This is a genomic window from Massilia sp. UYP11 (genome assembly GCF_050434805.1).
GTDB lineage: Bacteria > Pseudomonadota > Gammaproteobacteria > Burkholderiales > Burkholderiaceae_D > Telluria.
In genome coordinates this window covers 159,280-184,953 of the sequence record NZ_JBNDJE010000005.1, presented here as the reverse complement: position 1 = coordinate 184,953, position 25,674 = coordinate 159,280, and the positions used below count along the sequence as shown (strand labels likewise).

At 61.0% G+C, this 25,674-nt stretch carries 23 protein-coding genes; 11 read left to right on the top strand and 12 right to left on the bottom strand.

Annotation, left to right across the window (positions count from 1 at the left end; genetic code table 11):
* Positions 1-313: 313 nt before the first annotated feature.
* Complete coding sequence (locus ABIB38_RS11300; RefSeq protein WP_429203884.1) at positions 314-742, bottom strand: hypothetical protein; 429 nt, start codon at positions 740-742, stop codon at positions 314-316.
* A gap of 229 nt (positions 743-971) precedes the next feature.
* Complete coding sequence (locus ABIB38_RS11295; RefSeq protein ID WP_429203883.1) at positions 972-1,931, bottom strand: hypothetical protein; 960 nt, start codon at positions 1,929-1,931, stop codon at positions 972-974.
* Positions 1,932-2,182: 251 nt separating this feature from the next.
* Here ABIB38_RS11295 and ABIB38_RS11290 point away from each other — a divergent pair, with 251 nt between their 5' ends.
* The gene (locus ABIB38_RS11290; protein WP_429203881.1) at positions 2,183-6,523 is read left to right on the top strand and encodes a hypothetical protein; all 4,341 of its coding nucleotides are present in this window, start codon (positions 2,183-2,185) and stop codon (positions 6,521-6,523) included.
* Positions 6,524-6,910: 387 nt separating this feature from the next.
* Here the strand turns inward: ABIB38_RS11290 and ABIB38_RS11285 are convergent, their stop codons facing one another.
* The gene (locus tag ABIB38_RS11285; protein WP_429203879.1) at positions 6,911-7,144 is read right to left on the bottom strand and encodes a hypothetical protein; all 234 of its coding nucleotides are present in this window, start codon (positions 7,142-7,144) and stop codon (positions 6,911-6,913) included.
* Between the two features lie 118 nt (positions 7,145-7,262).
* Positions 7,263-7,658, bottom strand: a complete 396-nt coding sequence (locus ABIB38_RS11280; protein WP_429203877.1) for a response regulator — start codon at positions 7,656-7,658, stop codon at positions 7,263-7,265.
* A 290-nt stretch (positions 7,659-7,948) separates the two neighbouring features.
* Between ABIB38_RS11280 and ABIB38_RS11275 the strand changes: the two genes are divergently transcribed.
* Entirely contained in the window at positions 7,949-9,094 is a 1,146-nt protein-coding gene (locus ABIB38_RS11275) for a sensor histidine kinase (protein WP_429203875.1), read from the top strand.
* A 136-nt stretch (positions 9,095-9,230) separates the two neighbouring features.
* Here the strand turns inward: ABIB38_RS11275 and ABIB38_RS11270 are convergent, their stop codons facing one another.
* Complete coding sequence (locus ABIB38_RS11270) at positions 9,231-9,620, bottom strand: response regulator (RefSeq protein ID WP_429203873.1); 390 nt, start codon at positions 9,618-9,620, stop codon at positions 9,231-9,233.
* Between the two features lie 348 nt (positions 9,621-9,968).
* Between ABIB38_RS11270 and ABIB38_RS11265 the strand changes: the two genes are divergently transcribed.
* Both ABIB38_RS11265 and ABIB38_RS11260 read left to right on the top strand, forming a co-directional pair.
* Positions 9,969-11,075 (top strand): sensor histidine kinase, encoded by a 1,107-nt coding sequence (locus tag ABIB38_RS11265; RefSeq protein ID WP_429203872.1) that lies wholly within the window; start codon positions 9,969-9,971, stop codon positions 11,073-11,075.
* Positions 11,076-11,206: 131 nt separating this feature from the next.
* A complete protein-coding gene (locus tag ABIB38_RS11260) occupies positions 11,207-12,031 on the top strand; it encodes an ankyrin repeat domain-containing protein (RefSeq protein WP_429203871.1) in 825 nt (274 codons plus the stop codon).
* 61 nt (positions 12,032-12,092) lie between these two features.
* On the opposite strand, the gene ABIB38_RS11255 is transcribed toward ABIB38_RS11260, so the two are convergent.
* The 4 genes from ABIB38_RS11255 to ABIB38_RS11240 all read right to left on the bottom strand — a co-directional run bounded on the left by ABIB38_RS11255 (position 12,093) and on the right by ABIB38_RS11240 (position 15,996).
* Positions 12,093-12,395, bottom strand: coding sequence for a hypothetical protein (locus ABIB38_RS11255; protein ID WP_429203869.1), 303 nt, complete (start codon positions 12,393-12,395; stop codon positions 12,093-12,095).
* Positions 12,395-13,375, bottom strand: a complete 981-nt coding sequence (locus ABIB38_RS11250; RefSeq protein WP_429203868.1) for an ArdC family protein — start codon at positions 13,373-13,375, stop codon at positions 12,395-12,397. The genes ABIB38_RS11255 and ABIB38_RS11250 overlap by 1 nt, the downstream gene beginning before the upstream one ends.
* Positions 13,372-13,776: a hypothetical protein gene (locus ABIB38_RS11245; RefSeq protein ID WP_429203866.1), complete on the bottom strand. Its 405-nt coding sequence runs from the start codon at positions 13,774-13,776 to the stop codon at positions 13,372-13,374. The genes ABIB38_RS11250 and ABIB38_RS11245 overlap by 4 nt, the downstream gene beginning before the upstream one ends.
* A 138-nt stretch (positions 13,777-13,914) precedes the next feature.
* Complete coding sequence (locus tag ABIB38_RS11240; RefSeq protein WP_429203864.1) at positions 13,915-15,996, bottom strand: type IV secretion system DNA-binding domain-containing protein; 2,082 nt, start codon at positions 15,994-15,996, stop codon at positions 13,915-13,917.
* Positions 15,997-16,121: 125 nt separating this feature from the next.
* Here ABIB38_RS11240 and ABIB38_RS11235 point away from each other — a divergent pair, with 125 nt between their 5' ends.
* Both ABIB38_RS11235 and ABIB38_RS11230 read left to right on the top strand, forming a co-directional pair.
* Positions 16,122-16,682, top strand: coding sequence for a hypothetical protein (locus tag ABIB38_RS11235; protein ID WP_429203862.1), 561 nt, complete (start codon positions 16,122-16,124; stop codon positions 16,680-16,682).
* A gap of 62 nt (positions 16,683-16,744) precedes the next feature.
* A complete protein-coding gene (locus tag ABIB38_RS11230) occupies positions 16,745-17,302 on the top strand; it encodes a hypothetical protein (protein WP_429203861.1) in 558 nt (185 codons plus the stop codon).
* A gap of 18 nt (positions 17,303-17,320) precedes the next feature.
* Here the strand turns inward: ABIB38_RS11230 and ABIB38_RS11225 are convergent, their stop codons facing one another.
* Entirely contained in the window at positions 17,321-18,643 is a 1,323-nt protein-coding gene (locus ABIB38_RS11225; protein ID WP_429203859.1) for a hypothetical protein, read from the bottom strand.
* Between the two features lie 473 nt (positions 18,644-19,116).
* On the opposite strand from ABIB38_RS11225, the gene ABIB38_RS11220 reads away from it, so the two are divergent.
* Positions 19,117-19,329 carry a hypothetical protein gene (locus ABIB38_RS11220; protein WP_429203857.1) on the top strand — a complete coding sequence of 71 codons (213 nt, stop codon included), beginning with the start codon at positions 19,117-19,119 and terminating at the stop codon, positions 19,327-19,329.
* A 12-nt stretch (positions 19,330-19,341) separates the two neighbouring features.
* The gene (locus tag ABIB38_RS11215; protein ID WP_429203855.1) at positions 19,342-19,869 is read left to right on the top strand and encodes a hypothetical protein; all 528 of its coding nucleotides are present in this window, start codon (positions 19,342-19,344) and stop codon (positions 19,867-19,869) included.
* Between the two features lie 114 nt (positions 19,870-19,983).
* Here the strand turns inward: ABIB38_RS11215 and ABIB38_RS11210 are convergent, their stop codons facing one another.
* Entirely contained in the window at positions 19,984-20,601 is a 618-nt protein-coding gene (locus tag ABIB38_RS11210) for a helix-turn-helix transcriptional regulator (RefSeq protein WP_429203853.1), read from the bottom strand.
* 362 nt (positions 20,602-20,963) lie between these two features.
* On the opposite strand from ABIB38_RS11210, the gene ABIB38_RS11205 reads away from it, so the two are divergent.
* Both ABIB38_RS11205 and ABIB38_RS11200 read left to right on the top strand, forming a co-directional pair.
* Positions 20,964-22,139: a hypothetical protein gene (locus ABIB38_RS11205; RefSeq protein ID WP_429203851.1), complete on the top strand. Its 1,176-nt coding sequence runs from the start codon at positions 20,964-20,966 to the stop codon at positions 22,137-22,139.
* A 909-nt stretch (positions 22,140-23,048) separates the two neighbouring features.
* On the top strand, positions 23,049-23,612 hold the full coding sequence (locus ABIB38_RS11200; RefSeq protein ID WP_429203849.1) for a hypothetical protein: 564 nt from the start codon (positions 23,049-23,051) through the stop codon (positions 23,610-23,612).
* Here the strand turns inward: ABIB38_RS11200 and ABIB38_RS11195 are convergent.
* Entirely contained in the window at positions 23,609-23,890 is a 282-nt protein-coding gene (locus tag ABIB38_RS11195; RefSeq protein ID WP_429203848.1) for a hypothetical protein, read from the bottom strand. The genes ABIB38_RS11200 and ABIB38_RS11195 overlap by 4 nt on opposite strands.
* Positions 23,891-24,532: 642 nt before the next feature.
* Between ABIB38_RS11195 and ABIB38_RS11190 the strand changes: the two genes are divergently transcribed.
* Entirely contained in the window at positions 24,533-25,612 is a 1,080-nt protein-coding gene (locus tag ABIB38_RS11190; RefSeq protein ID WP_429203847.1) for a competence protein CoiA, read from the top strand.
* The last annotated feature ends 62 nt before the right edge of the window (positions 25,613-25,674 follow it).

Genomic DNA, 25,674 nt, shown 5'->3' with positions numbered 1-25,674 from the left:
AATAGCTCTTCAGCGATTTCATGCGTTTTAGGTCCACGAAAACCACCTTGGCTTATCCGGCGGCCTAAGTGAATCCGTGGGAAGCCGTCGCGTCGGTTCGGCCGCAACTTCACCTTCCTGGCTTCGCCTCGTATGCGGCGACCCACTCGGCGTGCTCCTTCAACGCCTTATGCTGATGCTCGATGCCGAGCATGTAACGGGCCATGGACTCGGCGCGCTCGATCGGACTGTTGCGCATCGCCCCCCCCCCCGATGACGATGTCGCGGCTCGGCATGGTTTGGCGCTTTGAGAGAGAGAGATCGTTTGCCAACACTACAGCGTGTCCGTGCGATTTTTGATTGAACGCGGTGGCGAAACATTCGGGGTCTTGCTGGCGCGAGCAATCTGGCTGGACTCGTGGATCGCTAGCAGCCGAGCCGGCGCGGGAGCGATGACTTCGTAAGACATGTCCGCCCTCTTGAATCCTCTCGGTGAGCATGCACCGAACTTCGCTGCCAGAGACACCAACCACTCGCCCTGGCCATCCTCGCGGCCTGCTGGGTAGAACGAGACCTTCACTGTGAAGTCGCCGCTGTTGATCTGCCGTCGCATGGCGGCCGCGGAGGAGGAGACACGCTTTTCAGTCTCGGCGCCGCAGTCCAAATAACTGACGCCGGCCAGCTTTTTGCAGCAGATGAACTCCTCACCATGCTTGACGAGAAGGAGCGCAATTTCTTTGGCAGGCAGAGTGAGCGCATTCATCAAAGCCTCGCGTTTTTACGAAAAGCGACCGTCGCGGCGGCCGCATGTCCAAATTTGATGACGAGACGCCCTCGCAGCATTTTCCGTCCCGCTCTTGAACGCGCCGCATTGCGAGCTCGGCCAAGCCGATCCCGTGTTTTCTCGCGATGGCGGCGATCAAAATGGTTGGGGCCAACTGGACCGCCATGCCCACGCTCAGCGGGCAAGCTCTCGATCACTCGGCAGTCGGTCAAATGGAACCCGCGCGGCGGGCATCCGACGCCTCCATTTCGGAGAGCGAGGATTCCAAAGCGAATTTTGTTTTCAGCGCATCGAGCCCGGCGTCGGTCAAGAATGGAGCCAGCCGAGCATGCCAGCCCGGCCCAGGCCCAACCTCGCGACGCACAAGCTCCATAAAAGCTTTCATCTCGGCGCCTTCGTCGTCCCAAGTGAATTCCGCACTTTTCGAGCCGTAAGTCTTGTCGAACGGGTTGCCGCCCTCGCACAAGCATTTGATCGCCTCCTCAATCCCAAAGACGTAGCCTACATACCTTCCGGCGATGAACGAAGCTTCCCAGTCTTTTTGCTTAGACAGCAGAGGATCGGTGAGTGAGGGAAGATCCGTTGCGGCGCCATTGGCTTGGGCCTCATGGAATTTCTCGACCAGCTGCCTGACCCTGGCGTCCACCGAAAACTGGATCTCGAAACCGGTAACTCGGCGCTCGCCTTGCCAAATCGGGCCGAAGCTAAGTTTCCAACGGCTCGCGCCACCCCGCCTGGCATCTTCGCATTTCGCATTCTTGATGCGGCCCCACTTCGACCCGATGAGCTTGGCGGCGGCTTTCGCGGTGTCCAGCCCTCGCAGTTTGGTGCCTGGGTCACCCGAAAGCAGTGTCGTGATCCCAGAAAACTCGTAACCTCGCAGAGCCACAAACTCGACAAGCGCGCGACTCCATCGATCGGGGCTCTCCGCCATCGGGGGAAGAGCTTTGAGACCGCGCGAGCGCGCCGCCTCTTCGATCACCAGCGACACTGGACGCGCCCCACGACTCTTCGCCAAATCACGCAACCTAGTCGCCCCGTCAATCCAAAAGGCGTCATAGTCCGCCTTGGCTTTTAGCGCGCCCATCGCCGCCTCCGCGTCCCCTTCTACGATCGACTTCGCTAGGGCCAAAGTGGCCAGTTCTTTCGCGCTCGCCTTTTTGTTCATCCGTCCGCCTTGTTTTGGTGTGTCTGAGCTCGTTCGCTGCCCCCGTGCAAGCAGCACGATCCAACTGGCGCCCGTCAACAGCGCGAACGTAGGCGCGCAGGGTCGACAATGCGCACCGCATATAAACAAGTCCGTGCAATCCCGATGACAAACTATAAACCAAAAAGTTCATATTTAAGCAGCGACGCTCCTCCTTGGCGGCGCAAGCGCGCGGTTTATAATCGGCGAACCATCAGCACAATGAAGCCTTCATGAAATTCATCGCCCTGGCGCGCAAGTTCATCGAGTGGAGCAGCGAAGCGCAACCCGACCCGGAACCTTGGCAACAAGTCGGCGCCGCTGGGGGCTGGCTGACCTGGGACCAAATTTTGCAGTCGAAACGAACCGTGATTTTGGCCGAAGGCGGGTCCGGCAAATCGACCGAGTTCACCGAGCGCGACCGCGCTCTCAACGCGCAAGGAAAATTCAGTTTCCATTTGACCGTCAAGAAAGTTGGCTCGGGAGGCTTTGAGAACTCGCTCCCGCCCAGGCAGCGCTTGCGGTTCGCGCAGTGGCGCGCTTCGGATGAGCCGGCATGGATTTTTGTCGACTCTGTCGACGAAGCCAAAAACGCTGGCGTTCCCTTAGCGGACGCGCTCGTCCATATCGCCGACGCCATTGAAGGCGCAGAGGCGCGCGCGCACGTCATCTTCTCGGGAAGGCCCACCGACTGGGAGTATCGACATGACTTGGATGCCGTCATGGCGTTGTTGCCGCCGCCCGCGCCCCCCTCGGCGCCCGAGGCGATCGACTTCGATCAGCTCGTGATCAACGCGATCGAGCGGGAGCGAAAGCAGCCCGCCCCTCCCGAGAGCGCGGCGCTCATTGCCATCATGGCGCCGCTAGACAACCCTCAGGTTGAAGCGTTCGCTCGCGCGAAGGAAATCGATAACGTTTCCGAGTTTCTCAAAGGCTTGGAGGATGCCCACTTGTGGCCCTTCGCTCGCCGCCCATCCGACTTGGACTGGCTTTCGAAGTATTGGCGAGGGCATGGCAAGTTCGCCAGCTTTGAGCGAATGTTGAAGGCGAACCTGAACGAACGGTTGACCGAGGCGGACCCTGCCCGCGCGCGAGGCTCTCGCCTGGACCTTGACAGCGCCATGCGGGCGTTGGAGCGCGTCGGAGCGGCCATGGTTTTGGGCCGCAAGCGGGATGTAGAAATCGACGACAGTGGAAATGGGGGAGTGCCCAGCGATGGACTGCGCTTGGGCGACGCGCTCTCGGACGTCGCACCTGCTTTGCAAAAAGAGTTGCTGAGCGCCGCGATTTTCATTCCGGCTTCGGCTGGCTTGGCCCGTCTGCAAAACGACAACGATGGAATCGTCAGATCCTACTTGGCCGCCCGATGGCTGCGGCGCATGTTGAAGCAAAACTGCCCGTGGAGCGCCGCGCGCGACCTGCTGTTTGCGCAAACCTACGGCGTGCCCACCGTGAAGCCTTCGATGGCGGCCGTCGCGGCTTGGCTCGCGATTTGGGAACCGCGCGCAGCCGAAGAGCTTATCAAGCGCCAACCCTTTGCTCTTATCGAGCATGGAGATCCTTCGAGCTTGCCGGTGTCGGCGCGGCGTTCAGCCCTGCGCGCCATCTTCGCCATCCTGGGCGGTGAGTCGCCGATTGCATTCTTGCATCATGAAGGCCTGATGCGGTTTGCGACCTTGGACATGCAGGAAGATATCAAAGAGCTTTGGGCCGAGCTTGAACACTCTTCGGAGTCCGAGACTCAACGCCAGTTCCTGTTGCGGCTTATCGCCGAAGGTAGGTTGCGCGATTGCGCGCTCATCGCGTTCGAAGCTGGCGTGGCCGCTCGCGCCGACCCCATCACGCGCGCGCTTGCCGTCCGCGCCATCGCCGAGGCGGGCGACGATGCCCTGCGCGCCAGCTATGGGGAATTTTTGCGCCGCGAAGCCCACGCGCTCGACCCAGATTTGGTCTGGAGCGCGTTTCGTCTTCTGTTCCCAGTGGCCTTGACGGTGGACGATCTCTTGGCCTTCCTGCCCCAGCTGAGCGACGACGAGCGAGTGGCCGGCCAAGGCCTCGATTTTTATGGCCCACGACTGGCTCAGCGAATCAACGACCTTTCAGGAGCCAAGAAGCTTCTTCTCGCTCTGTTTGCGAGACTTCCGCAAACGGCCCAGGCCGTCGCGTCCGTGGACCACGAGAGCATGGCGCACTTGACGCCGACGATCGCTACCCTAGCCATGCGGGTGTTGGACTTGGACAGCGCGCTGGAGCCCGACGTCTCGGCCATCGACGCCTCGCTGCGGCTGACTGCTCTCACTTGGCGGCATGGATGGCGGGAGGAAGCTTTGACGACGCTGGCCGAGCGGCTGCGTTCGACTCCTGAGCGCCGCCGCGCCACGATCTGGCGTCTATGCGAAACGCATTTGACGCTTGAGGCTGCGTTGGCCGAACCCCTGAGCGACCTGCGCCAGCTTCATGTGGCTAGATTCGATCCCGGCGTTGGCTTGGCCGATCTGGATTGGCTCACGCGTGACATCCAGTCGCGTTTGCACTCCAACGAGAAATTGCTAGCAGTCCATTTAGCGATGTCGGTTTGGTTTCAAAATAACAAACCCGACTGGGCTCTTCATGACATATTGAATGCGGCCGGCTCATCGGGCGAACTCGTGAGCGCCATTGAAACCTGGGTCGAGCCGCCGCCGCCCTCACCTGAGCAGCTTCGAATGGAAGAAAGCCATGCGCGTTACGAGGCCGAGAGCCGCGAGCGCGAAGCGGAGCGCAAGGCCTCCTGGGTTTCTTTTGCCGCGCGCGTTCGCGACGACCCGGCGCAGCTCGACTCGCCGCGTCCACCCGACGAGAAAGGAGTCGACTCCAACCTTTACCACATCTGGCAACTGCTCGATGGGCTCAGCCGCAACTCGCAGGGCCGGTCAATGTCTGACGTGAAGTTGCTGGAGCCGATTTTTGGACCCCGAGCTCTGTCCAATATTCAACGCGCCTTCATTCGCTACTGGCGACTTGGAGCGCCAAAGTTGCGATGCGAGCGTCAACCCGAGGACTTCAACGCCGTGACCGCCATGGAGCTCATCGGCCTGGTCGGCGTCTCGATAGAAGCGGCGAGCGATCCCACCTGGCCTCGCGGACTCACGGACAACGAGGCCGCGCTGGCGACGATTTACGCCACGTTAGAATTCAACCGCTTTCCGAAGTGGTTTAATGCGTTAGCGCGGCGCGCGCCGGGACCGGTCCGCGCCACGCTGCGGCGCGCGTTCGCCGGCGAATTGAGCCAAGCATTTGTCGGCGATCGTCGCGAAGTTTTGGAGCGCATCGCGAGCTCGTCTGACGAGATCGCCGCGCTGGTCGCTGACGATTTGATCTCCATTCTTCATGCGCCAATTCCACCAGCTTTGGACCTGTTGCGCCTCGCTCTGCGCATCGTCCGCCGCGGCGCCTCCGATCAGCTATCGCTCCTCGCACTCGTTCTGTCGAAGGCTTGCGAATCCGGCGAGCCCGACCGCCTGGCCGCTTATCTCGCGTGCGCGTTCGCCATCAACGGCGACGCCGCCACCGACGCGCTGGTTGAGATTTCTCGCCAACTGAGTTCGGCTGACCAAGCCCGACTCGGACTCTCCCTGATTCCCTCCATTGTCGGCACCGATTGGGACTTCGGCCGTGAGAACGATCGAGAGCCTGCGCTGTCCACCGAGAGCTTGGCGAAGCTGACGCGTTTCGCGTTCCAAGCGGTGCATCCTGCCGAGGACAACGACAGGTCAAATGGCGGGGTCTACTCACCCGACATTCGGGACAATGCTCAAAGCGCGTGCTCGGCGTTGTTGAAGCGGCTAGCGGCGACGCCGGGAGCGGCCACGTTCCACGCGCTGCGTCAATTGGCAGCTGATCGTGAATTCCCGGTTCGCAAAAACTGGCTGCATGAGCTTGGCCAGACTCGCGCCGAAGAGGATTCCGAAAGCGCTCCCTGGACGGCGCGCGACGTCAAAGCTTTCGAGGATGATTTCGACACGATTCCACGAAGCTCCCAGGACCTGCAACGCGTCGCGATGGGTCGCATTGAGGATTTGCAGCATCGCCTGCTTCACGCGGATTTTGGTTTGGGTGTCCAGTTCAAAGCCTTAAAGAGCGAGGTTGAGGTGCAGCGTTGGGTGGCCGGCGAGCTGCAAGCAAAACAAGGACGCAGTTTCACACTGGAGCGAGAGGCGCATGTGGCCGAAGAGAAGGAGCCCGATATCCGCCTCAGCAGCAAGGGCAGCGACGCGCGTCTGCCAATCGAAATCAAGGTGGCTGAGAGCTGGAGCTTGGGAGACCTTGAAAAAGCCTTGACCGTTCAATTGATGGGCAGATACCTTCGCGACAGAAACGCGCGGTGGGGGATTCTTCTCTTGGTCCACCAGAATAAGCCCAAGTTGGGATGGAAAGGCGGGCCAGGACAGTTTTTGACGTTTGACGAAACCGTCGCGCGCGTGCGGGCGCTGGCAGCGGCTATCTCCGCATTGGATAGCTCTGGGGCGCAAATGCAGGTAGGGGTAATCGATGTGTCGGCAGTCGAACTGGCGCGCCGCAAGAGCAAGACTTAGTCCTAAGCTTTCGTCCGCCGAAGGTTGTTCGCAGGGTGAGCCAGTTTGGCTCACCATGGCTTACCTATTGCAGGCTCATTAAATAAAAGCTGTGGGGCCAACCCGAGTCATTAACGCGTTGAGTTTAGGGAAACGACACTGTGAGTTGAGCGAATCGCGTAAGCGCAGGCGCGAATCAAGCTCCCATGGTGCGCTTGCTGGGCACTGGCGATACCTCAGGCTCAGCGGCAACGAACATCCTCAAGGGGAACAAATAACTTTCGCCAGACTCGTCTACGATCCGCACACGCCCGCGCTGCTCCGCTTTCCTGTCTGGAATCGATTCATATTCTTGGCCCACCTCAAGGGAAAAGCTATAGCCTTGATTGGCAATGCACTTTAACTTTGTCATAAATATTCCTTGATCTTCATCTCCACTTTGCCGATACCATGGGCTTCATACCAATGTATCTCTGCCAACGCTGGGGCGCAACCTTGCTCTCTGATGAGCGCCTGCCCTTTCTTCTTCTTCCAGTTCTTTCCGGAGTAAAACTTCTTTAGACGAACGAGACACCGAATGCCGCCACCTTCGGCAATGGTCTCGATGTTGGTGATCGGGCCCACCACTTCGAAGTCTGACAAATTTCACTCGCTTTCCAAAGCAAAACACACACACAGCGCGGCGCATCGTCGGCATGCAGATCCGAAACACTTTCGGCGCGAGGGCGAACGCGCTCTCTGCCAAGTCGTGCGGCGATCGTTAGCGCTCCATTAGGCCACCAGCGCGCTGAGCTACCTCCCGCAGCAAAATTTCAGCGCGCGCCGGTTTGACAAGGTGGGCGTCGAATCCCGTGGCCGCCGACCACTCGCGGGCCTTGGCGTTTCCCCACGCGGTAAGGGCCACGATGCGAGTCCCAGAGAAGCGGCCCGAGCGGCGCAGCGCCGACGCGACCTGATATCCATCCATGCCTGGCATGCCAATATCCAGGAATACCACTTCGGGAACCAATCGATCGGCCACCGCCAGGGCATCGGCGCCGCTGCACGCAAAGAACACTTCGTGGCCTTCCAAGGCCAACAGTTGCGCGACGAGCTCCGCCGCGTCGGGGTTGTCGTCGACGACTAGGATGCGGCGAGAAGGACGTTGTTGGCCCATGGTTCACCTCTTCTGGATCGAACAGCTTGGCGTTGTTCAGCGGCGGCCTCGATTCCATTATGCCTCAACCCATGGGCGCCTCCCGGGCGTTCGCTTCAATTGAAGCGAGGTAAAGAAAGTGGATCAATTGTGCGGCCTCCACGCCACAAGTCGGGGCGACCGAGAGCGCCAAGGGAGTAGAATTGCGCGCTCAACAGAGAGCGCTGGATCGCCTACTCTCGCTCCAAGGCTTCTTATTAAGCGGCAACGCAGGCTGCTAGCTTGCCGGAACTATTCTCACCTGAATGAACATGAACTTGGCCACCGATCAAAATCTCGCCGACGACGGTTTGTCCGACACTGGACGCAAATTCGTCGCGCTGAGAGATTCGACCATCGCTCGCTGGGAGCGCGAAATCCGCTCGCGCATCGATGGCGCCGACGAGCTTCGCAGCCCCGTGCTCACCAACACGATCCCGGCCTTTTTCGACAATATTGCCGAGGCGCTCAGCCCAGGCCACAACCGCCGCGACGCGACGAGCAACACCAACGCGGCGGCCGTCCACGGTGGCGAACGCGCGCGCATGACGTCGTTCAGCCCAGACCAAGTTATCCACGAGTATCAGATTTTGCGCGAATCAATCGCGGCAGAGGCTTCGGGCAAGATCGATTTGACGGCGAGCGACTGGGCGATCATCGACCGCTCGATCAACCGCGCGGTGCGCGAGGCTGTGCGCGAGTTCGTCTCCATTCAAGACGACTTGCGCCGCAAGCTCGCTGCCGCCTTGTCGCATGACATGCGCACCCCGTTGGCGGTGATCCTCAATGGCGCCGAGGTCGTTCAAATGGCGCCGGACTTGGCCATGGCCCAGCGGGCGGCTGCGAAGATCTCGAACAACGCCATCCGACTTAAAGACATGATGGAAGAGCTTCTCGACGCCCTGACCTCGAAAGGCGGCGATCAACTCCCGATGACCCTCTCATCATTCGACATCGTCGACTTGGTGGACGATGTCGCCGTTTCGTATGGCCAGCCGGGCGGAATGAAACTTGACACTTCGTTGGAGCCTGTTGAGGGGTTCTGGTGCCGCGGGTCACTGCGGCGAGCTTTGGAAAACCTGATCAACAACGCCTCGAAATATGGCGACGGCTCGAAAGTGCGCGTCGCGGCGACCCAAACGCGTGGGAGATTGATGCTTTCCGTGCGCAACACCGGTGAGCCGATCCCCAAAGAACGCCACGGCGCGATCTTTGATTATTTGACCCGTGAACGCGCGGATGCGACCGTCGGCTGGGGCGTGGGGCTGCCCTTCGTCAAGCGCGTCGCCGAAAGCCACGGCGGCAGCGTCGCTGTAGACAGCTCGCTTGAAACAGGCACCACCTTCCTGATCGACATCCCCGTCGATTGCCGCCCTTATGTGGTTCCGTCCAGCAGCTCGACAGATCGCGCAGACTGACGACGCACACGCAAGCGCGTTGTGTGGAATCCCGCGATAGGGCTCATCGCCGGGTTTAATTCAAGCTCACTCTCCACCCGCCATCCGATGCGATGGCGTGGCGTTGGGTCGCCACGACAATCTGCATGGACCCAGCTCACTTGGCAGCGCGGACCAAGATAGCCTCGTTAAGCAAGCTCTCGATCTTAGCCGGCTTCACTAAATGAGCGTCAAAGCCACATTCGACGACGCGCGCGCGCGACTCGGCGTCGCCCCAAGCTGTCAGCGCGACTATTCGCACGGCGACCAGCGAAGGATTGCGCCTTAACTCGATGGCCACTTGGTAGCCATCCATTCCGGGCATTCCAATGTCCAGAAACACCACGTCCGGCAGAAAATTGGCGGCCGCAGCCAAGCCCTCGCGGCCGCCGTGGGCCACCTCCACGACATGCCCTTCCATGGCCATGATCGCGCCAAGTAGGTCCGCGGCGTCGGCGTTGTCGTCGATGACCAAAATTCGCCGGACATTCAATCGTTGATCCGCCAACAAAGCTCCAACGCTCATCATTTGTGAATTATTATGGAAATTAACTTCACACTATAGCATTAGGAGAAACATCCTGCTTCTATATCCCAATCCTCATCCGTGGCGTGAATCCAACATTGACAAGGGGGCGTGGTTCCTCGCGTATGATTTTAACGAAAGAAATAATTATCGAAGTGAGATCGCAAAGGCTCGATTCGTATTAAGATCCAGGCAAGATATTCGATCGTTCAAGGACCCGTCTCATGGGCTTGAACGCGCTCCGATGGCGCCTCGTTGGCACCACTGGACGTCTATCCGTCAATCCTCTCGCGATTAGCAGCAGTCCTCATCCACTGGATCGGAACCGCCATGCCGCTTGAACCACGCCTCGAAGCGATGGGGCTTTCGCCAAACGGAGAGAAGCTCTTGGCCCATGGCGAAGAAATCGCCTCGAAGTGGGAGCTTGTGGCCAGATCGCGGATCGTCGGCGCCGACGCCCTGTCCAGCCAAGCCTTGACCTTCATGCTGCCCGCGTTGCTCGTCGACATCGCCGAAGCCCTGACCCCTGATTTTTCCAAACCATTTCGAGACCGCGCCGACATCGCGGCATCCCACGGCGCGGAGCGAGCCCGATGCGCCAATTATGGACCGGAGCAGATCGCGCAGGAATATCAGTTCGCGCGCGAGACGATCAGCGAATTCGCCGCCGCCCACCTCGACTTGACGGCGGAAGATCGCGTGGCCATCGACCGCCTGATCGATTTGGCCCTGTGCGATTCACTGCACGCGTTCGCCTTCACCCAGGAAGAATTGCGGCGCAGGCTGGCGGCCTCGATCTCACATGATATGCGCACGCCGCTGGCGGTGGTGCTCAACGGCGCTCAACTGGTCCAACGTTCTTGCCGACCCGACCAGGCCAAGCGGTGGGCAGAAAAAATCGCCAACAACGCCGACCGGCTGAAGGAGATGGTGGGCGAACTTCTCGACGCCCTCACCTTCGCTCATGGCGACAAGCTGCCCTTGGAGCTATCTAGCTTTGACATGGCCGATTTGGTGAAGGAGGTTTGCGCCGAGTATCGGCAGATGAGCTCGACGCGCGTCCGGACGCGCTGCGATGCGCTTCCTGGAATCTGGTGCCGCAAGTCGATGCGGCGAGCCTTGGAGAATCTGGTCAACAACGCCGTCAAGTATGGCGACGGTCAAGCGGTGGACATCGAGTCTAAGCGCCGAGGGGAAAGACTAATCTTGTCGGTTCACAACAGCGGAGCGCCCATCCCCGCCGAGCAACAAAACAGGATCTTCGAGTATTTCACGCGTGACGTGACCGCGGCGGCGTCCGTCGGGTGGGGGTTGGGCCTTCCTTTCGTCAAACGCGTCGCCGAGAGCCACGGAGGCTTCGTCGCGGTCGAAAGCTCGGCGGGCCATGGCACCACGTTTATCATCAACGTGCCGATTGACTGCGTGCCCTACGTGTAGGTTGACGACCGAAAGCAGCCACGGCGTCGCGACGAGCGCCAATTTGCGTTCGCGTCGACGGAGCGATAGGGTGGATGGGACGTCCCAGCTCAATGCTGGCCTACCGATGCTCTTCCACCGCGTGGCGACCCATGACCTCCATCACCGCAATCGACATCGTCCAGTTTTTCTGGCCTGAGGAACCTTCCGCTAACGGGGTTGCTCCTCGCGGCGCGTCGCTGGACAAACTGCGCAAGCCTTGGTCCATTCAAGACATTCATGAAGCTGGCGAGGCCGCCCTGATGCGCCACTCCACCAATAGCCATCGAAAGCTCCTCGCGCCTCTTTGGGCGCAACTGGACGATCGGGAATGGCTGGAAAAGATCAAGGCGCGCCACCGCCAAGAGTTCCATGAGCGACGCCTTGGCGCGCCGCTGTCGAATTTCCATCTCGCTATCGCCAGCGGCGATATCGAGAAAATCTACTCGCTCACTGGCGGCGATATCCCTGATTCAGATATCCGCGACGCGCTACTTGTGGCGGCCGTCGAGGGCAACGCGGCGTTGATCGACGCGCTGGCCTCAAATGGGGCGCTTGCTCAATCGACGAACAAGCAGGGCATGACGCCTGCGCACATCGCTGCCGCGGCGGGCAACCGCTCGGGGCTCGGAGCAATCCTGCGATATGGAGCTGATCCCAACGCTGTCGATCTCCAAGGCGCAACGCCGCTGATGCTCGCCATTGGAGCGATGTCGACCGCATGCGCGGAGCTTTTGCTTCCCCTATCCAATCCGAGCGCTCGGGATCTGGACGGTTACGAAGCCAAGAACTACGCGCCAGCATTCCATGCCGACCCCGACGATCCCGGTTTCGAAGACGCAATGCGCTTCTCCCAGTTGCTGCAGAGTTTGGAGGAAGCATCGACGCTTCAAGCGGCATGCGCGGACACCGCATCGGTCAAACCTCGAACGTTATGAAGTCAGCGCGGTGAACGCGAACGCCACCTCAAGGGTGGCGTTCCATCACACATTTTTTTCCTCAGCAGGGCCTTAAAAAGATCGGTGCCGATGGCGAGACGTTGCATCCTTCGATGTTGCAGTTGAAAAACTCCTCGGCTCCCTCCAGGTCCATGCCGTCGCGGCGCATCAGCCGCCGAATGACCGCGCCATGATCATAGACCACGCGAGTATCGCCCTCCACCTCCGCCACGCCCAGGAGGGCGTCGTCGTGCCCGTCGATGAAGACGAGCTTTTCGTCGCCAGAGAAGTCCGAGCAAAAGCGTCGACGGCAGGCGCATGAGCCTTCCAACTCGCCACAGTTCTCGCAGATTGTCTTTTCCATCAAGCGCTCCTCGCGTTGTCGTATTCTTCGACCCATTGTTGGTGCTGCCCGATCGCCGATCGCTGCTTTTCCAAATCAAGCATGTAGCCAGCCATGTGCTCCGCATCCCTGGCGGCTGAGAAGATGGCCATGGGGTCGGCCGCTACCACTTTTAACCAGCTTTGCAGGTAGGCGGCGTGGTTGTCGATGTGCGCCTGAGACACTGGCACACCCGTCTCCGCCGCCATAATCGCTGAGCAGATTTCCGCACGCAGCTCCTCCACCGCATAAGCCTCGTCGCCCCACTTTTTCGACAGCGCTTCCTTGCGGTCCAGGCGCTTCGCATGGAGGGTGCTGTGGGCTCCCTCATGCATGGCGGTCGCGTAGTAGTCGTAGACGCTGTTGAACTTCTTCTTTGGAGGCAGCCGGATCTCGTCGAGATCCGGGATGTAGCATGCCTGCGCGCCTTTGCGGACGACGATCAGTCCGGTTTTCTCCTGCAGGGCCGCTATCACCGAGTCAGCGCGTGCGACGGGGTCGAAGTCCAGCGGCGCCGGCGCTTCGAGCTCCGGAACCCCATCGATCTGCTGAGCATTGAACACGGTGTAGCGCCTGAGCGCGAACGCCCGACGCTGCCCGCCCGCCTCTTGCCCTTGCTCGGCATCGCCGCCGGCCTGCCCTGCCTCCTGGGGACTGAGCTCGACGAGCTTGACGATGGCCGTTCCTTTCTCGCCGCGGCGCACTTGCCATTTGTTGGCCTGGGCTTGCTGGTAAGTCATCCAGCGCGGATCATCCCGCCCGGACATGGCGAGAAGCAGTCGATTAATGCCCCGGTAGCCGTTGCCCGAGGTGGGGTTCGTGGGGCGCAAGGCTTGGGAGTTCCAAGGCTTCTGCCAGGGCGTGTCGCCTCGCTCCATGGCCTCGATCAGTTGCTTGGCGATTTCTGACTTGACGTCCACTCGCGCTGCGACGGTTTCGCTTGCCACTGCCGGGGCGCTCATCGCGCGCCTCGCTGCAACGAGTCGCGATCGTTATTGCCCCCATCAGTCGGGGCCGGTGGAGGCGAGACTTGGCTGGGCCCGCCGCCACCGCCATCATCCTCGCGCAACTTCGCGAAAAGCGCCGACTCGCTGAGCGCGATCCAGTCGGCATCCGAAAAAATGGTTCCGCCATCCAACCGGGACGCTCGCCGTTCTTGGGCGCTCCGAGTCCACAAAGTCCTAAGCCGCGCGAGAATCGCGGAGAGTTTCCTGTTGTCGATGTCTTCATCGAGCGCTTCTTGGGGCGTTTGGCGCCGAAGATGCTCCTTGTCGGAGCCGTCTGCCGCAAACAGAGGATACAGATCATCGCATCCGCAATCCGTCGAACTTCCACACCTCGTGCATCGCTGTTTCTTTTCCATGCGCATCTCCGGTTGATGCGCCCCCATGGGCGCTTCGCGGAATGCTGGCCGTCGTCGTCCTGCGGCGGGGAGCCCGCTAAACGGCGCGTAGGATGCGCGCCGTCGGAGATCTGTGAGGGCCGGCGACGCGCATGGAAGTCAGTGGGTGTCCACGTTAGCCAGCAACGCTTCGATCTCCGCGAGGCTGGGCATGGAGGCCGTGGCTCCATCTTGTCGATGCGGCTCCTCATCCAGGTCGTCGACAAGGTCAAGCAGATCCGCCAGTTCAGCCGCTTGCTCGGCCGACAGCGCATCCCCTCCATTCAGGGGCAGCTCGCTCCCGTCGCTAGACAGGACCGCGCCAACCGAGGCGCCTGCGACGGGCTCGGCGTCGGCCAGCATGGCCACGTTCTCAGACTCTTCCCGGTCCGGGACGGAGGCGTCCAGCGACTGGACATCATCGAAGACAAAGCGGCGTGTCCAAGGCGCTGGGACGTGAGCGCGCCGAGCGTTATCCATGTCAAAGCGCGGCCAGAACAACTCGTAGGCGTTCCCCGCGACACAAAGGGCCAACCGCACGCCCCGCCCGTCCGCGGTCAGGCCCAGACGGGAGGCCAGCTCCGAGGGCTTGTATAGGGCGAGCTCGTCGCGCGAGAATGAGAGCGTTGTCGAGCGGCCCGATCCGGCCCCGACCGACGCCGACACGTTCGCTCGCTCCACTTCGCGAGTGCCCAACGCCTTGCAAAGCTGTTCGGACGTTTCGCCTGGCATCATCTGGCCCAACAAGATCGAACCCGCCATTGACACGATGGCCTTCACCGTCTTGTCCCCATGGATCTCTTCAAGCTGGCCGAGGTCTTGGCAAGCGACAACGCAGCGGACGCCGCGAGAGCGCCCAACATCGAACAGTGGCCGAAGCGGGATCTTCCCCATCTGGGCCGACTCGTCGGCGATGAACCATATTTTGCGACGGGGATCGTCGTCCATCTCGACGCTGTTGACGATCGCGGCCATCACGCCAACGATCCCCTCCAAACAACTTTTAGCCAAGTCTGGATACGCCCCGTGCCCCTGCAAAATGATCTGTTTTCGCTTGTCTCGCCCATGCGTCCATTCCACGAAGCTGACTCGACGCGCTTTGGGGATATTGCCCCAAGCCTGCGCCAAGTCCCGCACCGGCGACATGAACGACGCGAGGTTGATCAGGATGCCTTGCGTCGTCACCGAAGCGCGCTCCACGGCGCGGACAGCCTCCGGATGGTGCTCCTCCATCATCGGCAAAATATCGGTCTGCGGCGCCGACGCGATCTCGTCGAGCTCTTTCCAGCCCCAGTCGTTGCGGCGCGTGGCTTTGAGGTAGACCATGAACCCCACGAGAAGCTGGCGCGCGGCGTTGGACCACATGGGATCTTGCGCTTCTCGGACAAAGGCTGCCGCGAGCCGGCGCATGTCGCCGATGTTGCGCATGTCCTTCGCCACGTCCCACGCGACCGAGCGCGCGTCCCAAGGCGCCAAGATGGCGGGCCGGCCAAACCCCTTTGTGAATTCGCCTTTGGGGTCGAAGATCAGCGCGCGTTCGTTCGCGTTGACGACCTTCGCGATCAGCGGCTTCAACGCGGTCGACTTTCCACTGCCCACGCCTCCGACGACGAGCATGTGCCGGGTCCACATATCGGCCGGATAGGGAACGTTTGGCGCGACGTCGTGGTCCGGACGAACAGCGGCGCGCTTGGACAGCATCTTGCGCAGCTCGCTCTTGGCCGCCTCGCCTTCGAGTCTGGTCGGCCCGCGAAGCACGGTCAACCCGTCGCGGGGCCGCAGCATCCTCGGGGCCAGCAACGCGGCAGGAAGGCAAGCTGCCAACGCGGCGGCGCAGGCCCGCCATTGCAGCGCGAATTTGGCCGAAGGCCCGAGCCCCGCCAAACCTGAGGCGTAGTCCGAAGCTTCGCGCGCGAATGCCGGCGCGAAGGCTTGATGGATCGCCCAGCGCATCGCCATCCCCGCATGCTCCCGAAGTCCCCCGACGGGCGCTTCGAGCCCCGGCCACGGCCGCCACGAGAGCGCCAGGGCCGCCACTCCCGACACCACCCCCAACGCGACACCGGCAAACGCCCACGATGACACGCCCACGCGCTTTGTCGTTGGCGCCACCAGCGGCATCGCTCCAAGGTCGCGCCATGTCTTGTCTCTTCGCTCCATCGCCTCGCCTCCTGCGCGGGCAATGCAGGCGAGACCTTTCAAGCGCCATCGCATTCGCTTCGCCCCGACGGCCGGCGTTTCGCCCCTCCGGTCGGGCCGCCGGGCCGCGGCGGCGTCTGAACCGCCATCTGAGCAAAGCCCACATCACATCAACTTTGGAATGCACAATGACCCAACACGCCACGCCGCAGGACATCATGGACGCCTTCGCCAATCTCTCCGATCGGGAGCGGCGCGTCATCCATGCGATCGCCCGCAAGCATCTGGGCGGCACCCGCTTTTCCGAGCCGCTCGACCTGGTCCACGAAGCGCTTTATCTCGCGGTCGAGGGCCGGCGCAACTGGCCTTTGGGTTTGGACTTCGCGATCTTTCTCGCGATGACGATGCGCAGCGTCGCCTATGCCGACCGCACCGTCAGCGAGAACGCGATGGCCGTCAGGGCGCCGGTTGAAGATATTTTGGAATGGACGACTGGGGACCATGCCTCGCACGCCTCTGCCGAAGACTGCGCCGCGCAGGCGCAGGACTTCCAGATCGCTTGGAGCAAAGTGGCGTCGGCGCGGGGACGCTTGGCCGAGCGCGATCCGATCGCCGCGCGCGTGCTCGATGGCTTCGTGGCCGAGGCACCGGCCGCGGAGCTGCGCCGAGAGCTCGGGCTGTGCGCGGCCCAGTTGGACGCGGCGAGAAAAAGGGTCTTGCGCGCGCTGCGGAATACAGCGAGACTTTGACGCCGACGGGGCGTTCAAAAAGGCGCAGCCTTCGCTACCGCCGGCGCTCGGAGCCTGCGCCCATGAAAAACAAAGCGAAGCGAAACAGCGAGAACAAATCCATCGACGACCATCCTCTCCCGGTGGAGGAGTTCGCTCGCTTGGTCGAAGGCCTCGACGCTTCTGATATCGAAGCGGCTTGCGTCCGAGACGGAGCGGCCCCTGGTGGCGTTCCCCCTGCCTGGAACAGCGACGCGCTCATGACGGCGCTTGATCAGCGGGCGGCCGAAGTCCGCGCCAGCGATCAAGCATCCCGTTCGGAATGGGGCGTATGCCCAAGCGAGCCAGTCGGTCAAACCTGCGAATCGCCCCGTCGCTTGGTCATCGCCCGTGGGCGCGAGCTAGCGTCGCTGGGCATCGAGGACGGCGCGACGTTGGAGGCTCACATGGATTTGATCCCGAGCGAAGGCGATCTTGTCATCGCCGAGATCGCAGGCCTTGGCCGATTTCTCCGTTGTTTGCGCCTCATCGGCGGCGCCATCGTGCTCTGCTCCAATCACCCGGAGCGGCCCGCGATTGTTTTGGACAGTTGCAGGCCCTATTGGGTCAAAGTGGTCACGCTGCTTCCGCGGCGCGAGTAGACGCTAAGCCGAATCGGTTCAATCGGAGCTCGGCGCCAGCGTCTTGAACATGCGGCTGCGGTCGCCTGTCAACGGCGAGGCGTAAGTCCCTTCAAATTCCAACGCGGCAAGGACGAATCGGACCACCAGCTCGCGCGCGAGGCGGACATGCGCCATCATGTCCTCGTTCGGGTCCTTCGGCAGATACTGGCCACGATGGACGACGTGGTCGCGAGCGCGCTTGGCGGCGCCAAGCGCATCATCGGAGATCTCGTCCATGGGGACGCCCCAGCGTTTAGCGAGAATGTGGATTTTGTCCTTCAATGGCCGACGGTTGATATCTTCCAGTTTGTCTCGCATCGTCGCCAACTCCGCTTCGATGTCCTCGCCGGGAACGCCCAGCCCCTCCAGCGACCGCTTTGCCGCATCCAACATGGCGGCACGCAATGCCTTGGCTTGCTTGTCTTTGCGTAGCTCCATATCGGTTCGGGATAGATTGTTGGTCAAAAGGTGCTCCAATACGGTCATCGCCGAAGTTAACTTTGCCTCGCGGTAGCCATGCTGCATGGTGAACCACTCGATAGCGATGTTGATGCTCTTCGCCCGCGGCTTCTCGTCGAAGTGGGACGAAACCGCACGGCGAAAAATCGTCTCATAGTTGAAAGGCGTAAAAATGTTCATCGGCTGGTTATCATCGTCGTCACTTCGATATCGAGCCACGACTTCAATCCGCCCGTCCCAAACGGTTTCCACCAAAGGGGCATGCACTTGGGCACTGCGGGCGAAAGATAAGATGGCGCGCACATGCTTGAACAAGCTTTCAACGTCCTCTCGCCAGGGAGCAAAATCAGCGTTCGGAGGCGGTCCATCGATCACGAGCGCGCCTGCCACGTGATTTTTTTCCGATGTAGTCACGATCATGGGACCGGACAGCTCAACCGTTCCAAGGCGGCAGGTCGCGGAGATTGGCCTGATGCAATCGAAGCCTCTCAATAGGAAACGCACTCCCGCCCTCGCGTTCGGATCTGCTCGGGAGACAAGTTTGCATTTCGTGCACAACAGCTTTGGCTGCATGGTCGCAGGCGCGCTGTCCGAGAACGAGCTGCTTAACCTGAGGATGATGACCGAGTCGCTGTGAAAGGTCATTCCGTCACGGGTTTGGCCTGTCAGCGTGAAGTTCGCAAAACGTCGCGTCGCTTCTTGCCCGTCGGACGCGGCGCTGATGAACTTTGTCGACTCTTCGTAAGGCAACTTGTCCAGCTTCACTTCGGGCGCGCCCTTTTTTGTTATCGCCACCGAAAACCGCACGCTGCGGCTTTGACCTTCGAATTCGATCGTCCCCGCGAACTTCTTTGGTGCCATATGCCATCGTTTCACGCGCGGTTCCCATTGATCTCAATGATAAGCATTGTAGTTTAGGTCGCAAACGCGGCTCTCCGGCCGCCTGTTTCAAGCACTTACGGCCTGCGTCGTCAACGTCGGGGTAGATTAATGCCGATCGACCACGACATGGCAGCGTCCAGTTTTTTGTAGGCCGCAAGATCGGTTGGCGCTTCGACAGCGCGCCGCACTCCCTATGAACCCTGATGAGTTGGCGCAACTGTGCGCGGCGCGGCGCGTCGCAAAATCGAGAAGAAATCGTTGCTAAAATTAATTTTGCTGGACCCGAGCTCGGCTTGTGCTATGCTTCCGGACTCACTTTTTTTTCGGCGCCTTGACCTCCGGTCGAATACTAGAATATTTTTAGTGCGCCCCCCTCCGTATGTGATAAAAGATCATATACGTAAAGTGCTTTCGCAAATGTTGAGCAATGCACCACAAAAGGAGTATTGACAATGGCCAAAGAATTGCAGATGACGACTTTAGGACTGATGACGCACAGCGCTCACGCTGCTGCTCAATGCTTAATGAATGACATGCCGATCACCGTAGCGCCCTCGTCGAGCAAATCGCCGACTGTGGCTCCGGCTCCGCGCGAACTGACCGATGTCGAGGTTCAGTCGATGTGGGCAAAGCATCCTGGCGTTTCTTTCTCCGATTTTCTCTAAGGCGCAGATAGCATGACGTTTGCGTCGATGCCCTCCAAGTGGTCGATCGCCTCGTGCCTGTTTCCCCGCGAGGAAAATCCGACCCTTCCTGGTCCTGGTCCTCATCCAGTTCTCATCGCGGGTGTCATTCCCGAAAAGAGGTTGGTTCTGGCTGCGTATGGGAGTGGGCAGACCAATGTGACGCTGGCGCGAGCGTTGGAGCCATACCAGATTGAGATCACGCAGCGCACCTCGTATCTCAAACTTACTACTCGCTTCGATTTTCGCAAAGCCGTCCCGATCGAGTGGAGTGAAGAGTGGTTCAAGCCAATTGGTCACAACGTGCCCATCATCATGGGCACGTTGGATCGCGCTCAGATTATTCAAGCTAGCAGGGCAATGAAAGAGTGGAACGACCGACTCACGGCTGGCGCCGCCCCATGGGGAGCCGCGCAAATTGCTGTCGCACCGGCACACACGGCAATACCTCAGAAAGCTTCGCCAGTGATCGTCGTTCGACAGCGGCGCAACTACTCAGCGCCTGGCAAAAGTGAAGAGTAGACTGAACAAGATCAAGCGAGTTAGGGCTGGCTTACTCCTTGGCTCATAGAGCTGTAGTGACGAATATCAGTCGTGCGAGCAGATAAAAAAAAGGCGTCCACAGGGACGCCATTTTTATCTGCTCGGTTGTTTACGTCGACGGCTAGAAGGGTCGATGCCCATCGAGCGCATGGCGTCGTCTGCAGCCTTGTGGACCGCCGCGTCGACCTCCGCCTTTGACAGCGCTCGGCCCTCCCCTCCGTCGCCCTCTTGATCGTCCCCGGCCAGCTCGCGCCATGGCTTGGCCCCGAAGGCCGGCACGACGCCGCGTCCCGAGCAGTGCCACTCCACGAGGTCGTCGATGAAGATCTTGGGCGCCGCGTTGAACATTCGGTAGGGAAGGAAGAACCGTCCGCTGCGCATGTGCCCGTAGATCGCCGACGGTGATATTCCCAAAATCCTCGCGAGCTGGCTGACTCCGATGTATTCCGAATCCAGCTTGTATTGAGCGATCAGCTTGGCGCGATAGCGATCCCGTTGCGCCATGCCAGCCACGTTTGGCGTTTCGGACGGATTCTGAACAGGCGAAGCATCCGCTGCGTGCCCGGCTTCCGCCTCCCTCTCCTGCGGATCTACTCCCAGCCCCTTCCCCTGGCTGTGGTCCTGCCCCTGGGCCCGGGCCCGGCCCTGGGTATGGCCGTTATCCAATCGGCGCCTAGCGCGCAGCTTTTCCACATCGAATTCGTGATTCATCGTCCGCCTCCTCGCGATCGCCGCCCATGCGGCGCGCTGGCGTTTGCTCGGCCGGCCATGCGCGGCGCCAGCGCGAGCCTGTCTTGCGGCATCGAATTGGACGCGCGGGCGACCATTGGCCGCGTGTCGGAGGTTCTGGAAAATTTCGGCTCAAAAGCCGAGCTGGGGAGCCTTTAGCAAGCGCGGCCCGGTCAATGGCGCGACGGAGTGGGTCCAGGGCGCGCCGTTTTTCCTGAGCGCTTTCAGGAGATTTGAGAATCGCGACGACGGCTATTGACAAACCGCTTGGCGCTTGAGAAGGGTTAACCCGCCCGAATGCGTAAACCATCGTTTACGCATTCATCGATTGCCAGGAGAACGCGATGGAAACTTCTCAAACCGTCCCCGACGACGACCCGCATGGCTGGCCGAGTGTCTACGAGCCCGACCCTATGCCTGCGGCGCAAGCAACCGCGAAGCCAGCGGTTGGCGCGCCCACAACCCAACGGACCCCAGAACCGTCCCCCGGGGGGCGAGACAACGCGCATGTCCAAGGAGGCGACGAGGATTGGTCCGAAGGCGCCAACACGCCTTTCGAAGCACCCAAGGACGCCGAAGCCAGCGACGCTCTCGCGGCGAGAGGCCTGGGCCAGGGCGACTCGGCCGGCAGACGCGCCTTCGGCAAAATCGCCTCACCCGCCGCGTCCACGATGTCCAAAATTTTGCCTCACGCCGACCACGAGGACATGTTCCCCGCATTCATGTCGAGAAGCGCCCTTTTCGGGGCCTTGCGGCCAAACCTTGGGGATGCCTGCGCGGGACCGCTCAAAGCGGCCGGGGACGTCTCCCTGACGTTCCAGGGCCCACGACTTTCGATGGCGGACAAACGCGTCTGGGAGGCCTTGATCCGGATCGCCAAGCGAGACCGGATCGACGCATCGGAACCTTTCGACGCCCGCCTTTCGGAAGTGGCGCGGTTGGCGGGTTACGGTCAAGGCCAATCCCGACCGGCCTGGGCCTCGATCGAACGGCTTGCGCGCTCGAAGCTCGACGCGACGGTCTACGGCGCGAAGGCCAACGGCTGGCTGGTGATGTCCAGTGAGCGACGCGGGCGAATCGCAAGGGTCCGATTCGATCCGGCGTTCATCCGGCCCGCCCTGTCCCTGACGATGCAAGCGTCGATGGCCGGCGCGGTGGGCGATGGCCCGCGCTCGTTGCTCGGGCAATGGCTGCGCGACTACCTGTCCACCCACAAGCCTCCCGCCAGGCCGCTCACCTTGGGCTACCTGCGCGAGCTGAGCGGCTACGTCTCGAAGCCCAAACATTTTGTGGCCGCGCTCGAAGCCGCGATGGGCGAGCTGGCGTCCGTTCGCCCCGACCTGGTCGCGTCTTGGTCGATCGACAAGGGCGAAGCGGTCGGCAACGCGAGCGATCGTTGGACCCTGCTTGCGATCCGTGGTCCCGCGATGCCCGTGGTGAAGCACCCGCCCAAAACGGCCCCGGCCGAGGTGCCTGCAGCCACGACTGCAACGAAACGACGGGGCGGACCAAGCCTGTGATTTCAAGTCGTCTTGGCCGGCAATGCTCGCGCTTATGCCTGTTTAAAATTTAGCATTTTGCGAGATCGATAGCTGAACTTATGAAAGCCTTCCTCGACGAGGATGGGCCGCCCAAACACGCATACCCGATTATTCATTTGCTCCAACCCGCGTTGAGTTGGCCGACTCTCCTATGAAGTCATCGTTTTCGTCCGATCGGCCGATCAAGTCGAAATTGCCAGCGCTTCACTGCGAAGTGTCGACGAGTCGGCAATCCAAACGCCGAGGCATGGAAGCGAACATTCAAATGTCTGAGCACAGACACCAGGACAGCCTCGCGCTCGCCTGTTTTTTGCGTCGTTCCCAGACCGAAAAATCGTGAAGTTTGGACGCCGAAAGAGGCCTCGTTGGCGACCTGCGTCATCGGATGCCCAAGCGCCTCGGATTTGTCCCCGCATGAGAAATCGGCGCCAGAGAACCTGCGTTGAATTGGCCGGAATCGGTGTTGAATTGGCCGCAACCCGCGTTAAGTTGGCCGACTTGTCTCAAAACCCGCGTTGGATTGGCCGCAAACCCGCGTTGAGTTGGCCGATTTCCCTATGAGCCATAGGTTTTAAATAGAACTACAAAACCCATAGGGAAACGCCGCGGCCTGTGATCGGCGCTTTGGCGCCGCCGACGTCCGCCGTGTCGAACAAGCGCGGCGCCAGCGCCGCTAGCTGCCTGACGGCCCAAAAACCCAGCGACTGCGGCAGGCCCTATGGGGCCTCGCCGTAACGGGGCAGCCGCGTTAACGATCGAGGCGCTAGATTGGTCCTGAGCCCGCCTTGCGAGATACGCGTTCGAGTATGATGACGAAAACAGGGCGGAGCGGTCCTGTGGCGCGCAGGCCATGAGGACTGCATCGACAAACACGCGCAAGGAGCACGAATGGATTTTCCATCCACTGATTGTGAACGCCAGGTATTGAAGCGTTTGAAAGTCCAAGGCAGCTTCGCCCTGTCCTTTGGAGTCATGCACTACATTCACGCAGCCTGCCAAGCGGGGTTTCCCTCGTCGATGACAGCCCTTCATTGCGCCCGTCTTCTGGCGTGGCCAAAGATATTCCAAAAATTGCGCGACAAATTTCCTGAACTCGCGGACTCGTCTCTGATCGAAAAAGAGCTTCGAGAGCTGCATTTGAACAAGGGGATAAACTCGAAATTTCTCGAGCGGCTGTCACAATTTCTCGAGGCAGCCGGCGGCCACGAAAAAGAGGTGAGGCTGCTCGAAGAACGAATCAAGCAGCGGACAGAAAGAAGGAAAGTGTGGGACGCGGCCATGGCGGCCAGCGCCGAAGCCCACAATCCACGTTTTGAGCACGAGCTCCTTCTCGACTATGAGGTGTTCAATCTGTCGCTGGAACAAGCTCAACGAGAATTGATGCGCATGGCCGACGCGGAGGACCACGCAAACGGCCAGACCGCATCGATCACCAAGGCAACTCTGACTTAAGCGAACGGTGAGGCCGCCCACTCCATCAACATTTTTTTCTGCGACTCAGGCCAGGAAAACGGCGCGCTGGCAGCCAGCGAGGCCAGCGCGAGCACTGACTGACATTCCCGCCACGGCAACCGGCGCACGATCTCGCCCAAGTCGATAGGGTATTCGTCGCGCAAGCCTCCTAGATTTAACGCGGCGCGAGCGAGCCGAGGGCGAAATTCAGAGCTCTCCAAGCTCTCGAGAAACACGAGCTGTCCAAAACAAAGATCTTCTTTTCGGGGTCGGCTCATCGCGGCGCTCCTATGTCTGCTTGGCCAACATAGCGCAGCGCATCGCCGTTTACAACGAGCAGGCGCGGGCCGTGGACTCACGCTTGCTTCACGATCTGGTCCCTACGGGACGGTGGAAGCAGTTCCACTTGCCTCGGTTTCGTCACTTAAATCCTGCGTTGAATTGGCCGGAATCGGTGTTGAATTGGCCGCAACCGGCGTTGAGTTGGCCGACTTGTCTCAAAACCCGCGTTGAATTGGCCGCAAACCCGCGTTGAGTTGGCCGATTTCCCTATGAGCCATAGGTTTTAAATAGAACTACAAAACCCATAGGGAAACGCCGCGGCCTGTGGTCGGCGCTTTGGCGCCGCCGACGTCCGCCGTGTCCTCGAAGCGCGGCGCGCAGCGCCGCTGGCTGCCTGATGGCCCAAAAAACCCAACGACTGCGGCAGGCCCATGGGCCTCGCCGGAATAGCGACGGCGCCCCGCGCCGCCATGACAGCCTCAGCGAAATCAGTTTGCGGCGTTGAGACCTGGGACGCGACTTTGACATCGACGACTCTTCTGGGTAGCCTGAACCGCTGCTAAACGATTTCGTCCTTCTTTCCTCTTTGCCCGCGCCAACCCATGCCTCTCAAATGCCATCGCGACGACCAACCCCTCATGGCTTTCGACTTCGAGTCCGAGGAAGCGTGGGAGGCGCTGCGCCGCGAGAACGCGCGGGAGAAGAACCTCCGGATGCCGTGCTGCGGCGCCGGCGTCACGCTTCGAACCAGCGCGCTGGGGACCAAGCACTTCGCGCATGCGCGCCGCGGCCCTTGCGCGACGGCGCCGGAATCGGCCGAGCACTTGCTTGCGAAGCGAACGATCGTCGAGGGCGTTCGTCAGACGGACTGGGAGGCGGTCGCCGAGCACGCCGGATGCTCACAGGACGGCGAGCCTTGGATCGCGGACGTTCTCGCTACCAATGAGCATCGCCAAGTGGCCTTCGAGGTCCAATGGAGCCGGCAGGAGAACCCGGAGACAAGGCGCAGGCATCAGCGCTACGCGGCCTCGAGCGTGCGCGCGCTATGGTTCTTCCGCCAACATGCCTTCCCGATCGAGAAGGAGGTCCCCGCGTTCCGCCTGGTCTTCGATGAGGAAGCGTCGCGCTTCATGGCCCAGTTGCCCTCCCCGTCCCACAACGAGTGGATGAGCGCCAAGGACAAGGACGAGCCGCGCTATTGGCGCCAATCCGTCGAGCTCTCGCGCTTCGTCGAAGGCGCGCTGACTGGACGCCTGCGCTTCGCCCCGGCGCTTGGGCAGACGATGCCCGTCGAGGTCCTCACTGAAACGACCGTTTGCTGGAAGTGCAAAGAGGACACGCGCCTCGTCCTGGGCCTCACGTTCGCCGCCAGCCGCGTCCTGCCGGGATGCGCCGACATCGAACTCAACCTCCATTCGTTCGGGGACAACTTGAAAGATGGCGCCAGCGTCGTCGCCCGCATTCTTCCGGCCTCTTTGTTGAAGTCCCATGGTATCGGCGAACTGCGCCCGCGCCACAGCCGCACCGAGGGCGGCTCCTACCTCTCCAACGGCTGCGTCCGCTGCGACGCCCTGCAGGGGCGCTTCTTTGAGCATGAGCATGGCTATGATTTGGAGAAGACGCTCGAAGTCGAGGCTCGCTTCGAGCCCGAGTGGGGCCCGCTCATGGAAGACGCCGCGAGCGACATCTATCGCTGGTGGTTCGACGAGCGCGCCTGATGATTTGGTCCGGGACGAGCGGAAAAAACGACGCTTTTCGTGCCGCTCGTCGGCCAGTTTAA

What these genes read in the sequence shown, in the direction of transcription:
- ABIB38_RS11300 (WP_429203884.1), bottom strand. Translation starts at nt 742, where the DNA reads ATGAATGCGCTCACTCTGCCTGCCAAAGAAATTGCGCTCCTTCTCGTC.
- ABIB38_RS11295 (WP_429203883.1), bottom strand. Translation starts at nt 1,931, where the DNA reads ATGAACAAAAAGGCGAGCGCGAAAGAACTGGCCACTTTGGCCCTAGCG.
- ABIB38_RS11290 (WP_429203881.1), top strand. Translation starts at nt 2,183, where the DNA reads ATGAAATTCATCGCCCTGGCGCGCAAGTTCATCGAGTGGAGCAGCGAA.
- ABIB38_RS11280 (WP_429203877.1), bottom strand. Translation starts at nt 7,658, where the DNA reads ATGGGCCAACAACGTCCTTCTCGCCGCATCCTAGTCGTCGACGACAAC.
- ABIB38_RS11275 (WP_429203875.1), top strand. Translation starts at nt 7,949, where the DNA reads ATGAACTTGGCCACCGATCAAAATCTCGCCGACGACGGTTTGTCCGAC.
- ABIB38_RS11265 (WP_429203872.1), top strand. Translation starts at nt 9,969, where the DNA reads ATGCCGCTTGAACCACGCCTCGAAGCGATGGGGCTTTCGCCAAACGGA.
- ABIB38_RS11260 (WP_429203871.1), top strand. Translation starts at nt 11,207, where the DNA reads ATGACCTCCATCACCGCAATCGACATCGTCCAGTTTTTCTGGCCTGAG.
- ABIB38_RS11255 (WP_429203869.1), bottom strand. Translation starts at nt 12,395, where the DNA reads ATGGAAAAGACAATCTGCGAGAACTGTGGCGAGTTGGAAGGCTCATGC.
- ABIB38_RS11250 (WP_429203868.1), bottom strand. Translation starts at nt 13,375, where the DNA reads ATGAGCGCCCCGGCAGTGGCAAGCGAAACCGTCGCAGCGCGAGTGGAC.
- ABIB38_RS11245 (WP_429203866.1), bottom strand. Translation starts at nt 13,776, where the DNA reads ATGGAAAAGAAACAGCGATGCACGAGGTGTGGAAGTTCGACGGATTGC.
- ABIB38_RS11235 (WP_429203862.1), top strand. Translation starts at nt 16,122, where the DNA reads ATGACCCAACACGCCACGCCGCAGGACATCATGGACGCCTTCGCCAAT.
- ABIB38_RS11230 (WP_429203861.1), top strand. Translation starts at nt 16,745, where the DNA reads ATGAAAAACAAAGCGAAGCGAAACAGCGAGAACAAATCCATCGACGAC.
- ABIB38_RS11225 (WP_429203859.1), bottom strand. Translation starts at nt 18,643, where the DNA reads ATGGCACCAAAGAAGTTCGCGGGGACGATCGAATTCGAAGGTCAAAGC.
- ABIB38_RS11220 (WP_429203857.1), top strand. Translation starts at nt 19,117, where the DNA reads ATGGCCAAAGAATTGCAGATGACGACTTTAGGACTGATGACGCACAGC.
- ABIB38_RS11215 (WP_429203855.1), top strand. Translation starts at nt 19,342, where the DNA reads ATGACGTTTGCGTCGATGCCCTCCAAGTGGTCGATCGCCTCGTGCCTG.
- ABIB38_RS11210 (WP_429203853.1), bottom strand. Translation starts at nt 20,601, where the DNA reads ATGAATCACGAATTCGATGTGGAAAAGCTGCGCGCTAGGCGCCGATTG.
- ABIB38_RS11205 (WP_429203851.1), top strand. Translation starts at nt 20,964, where the DNA reads ATGGAAACTTCTCAAACCGTCCCCGACGACGACCCGCATGGCTGGCCG.
- ABIB38_RS11200 (WP_429203849.1), top strand. Translation starts at nt 23,049, where the DNA reads ATGGATTTTCCATCCACTGATTGTGAACGCCAGGTATTGAAGCGTTTG.
- ABIB38_RS11195 (WP_429203848.1), bottom strand. Translation starts at nt 23,890, where the DNA reads ATGAGCCGACCCCGAAAAGAAGATCTTTGTTTTGGACAGCTCGTGTTT.
- ABIB38_RS11190 (WP_429203847.1), top strand. Translation starts at nt 24,533, where the DNA reads ATGGCTTTCGACTTCGAGTCCGAGGAAGCGTGGGAGGCGCTGCGCCGC.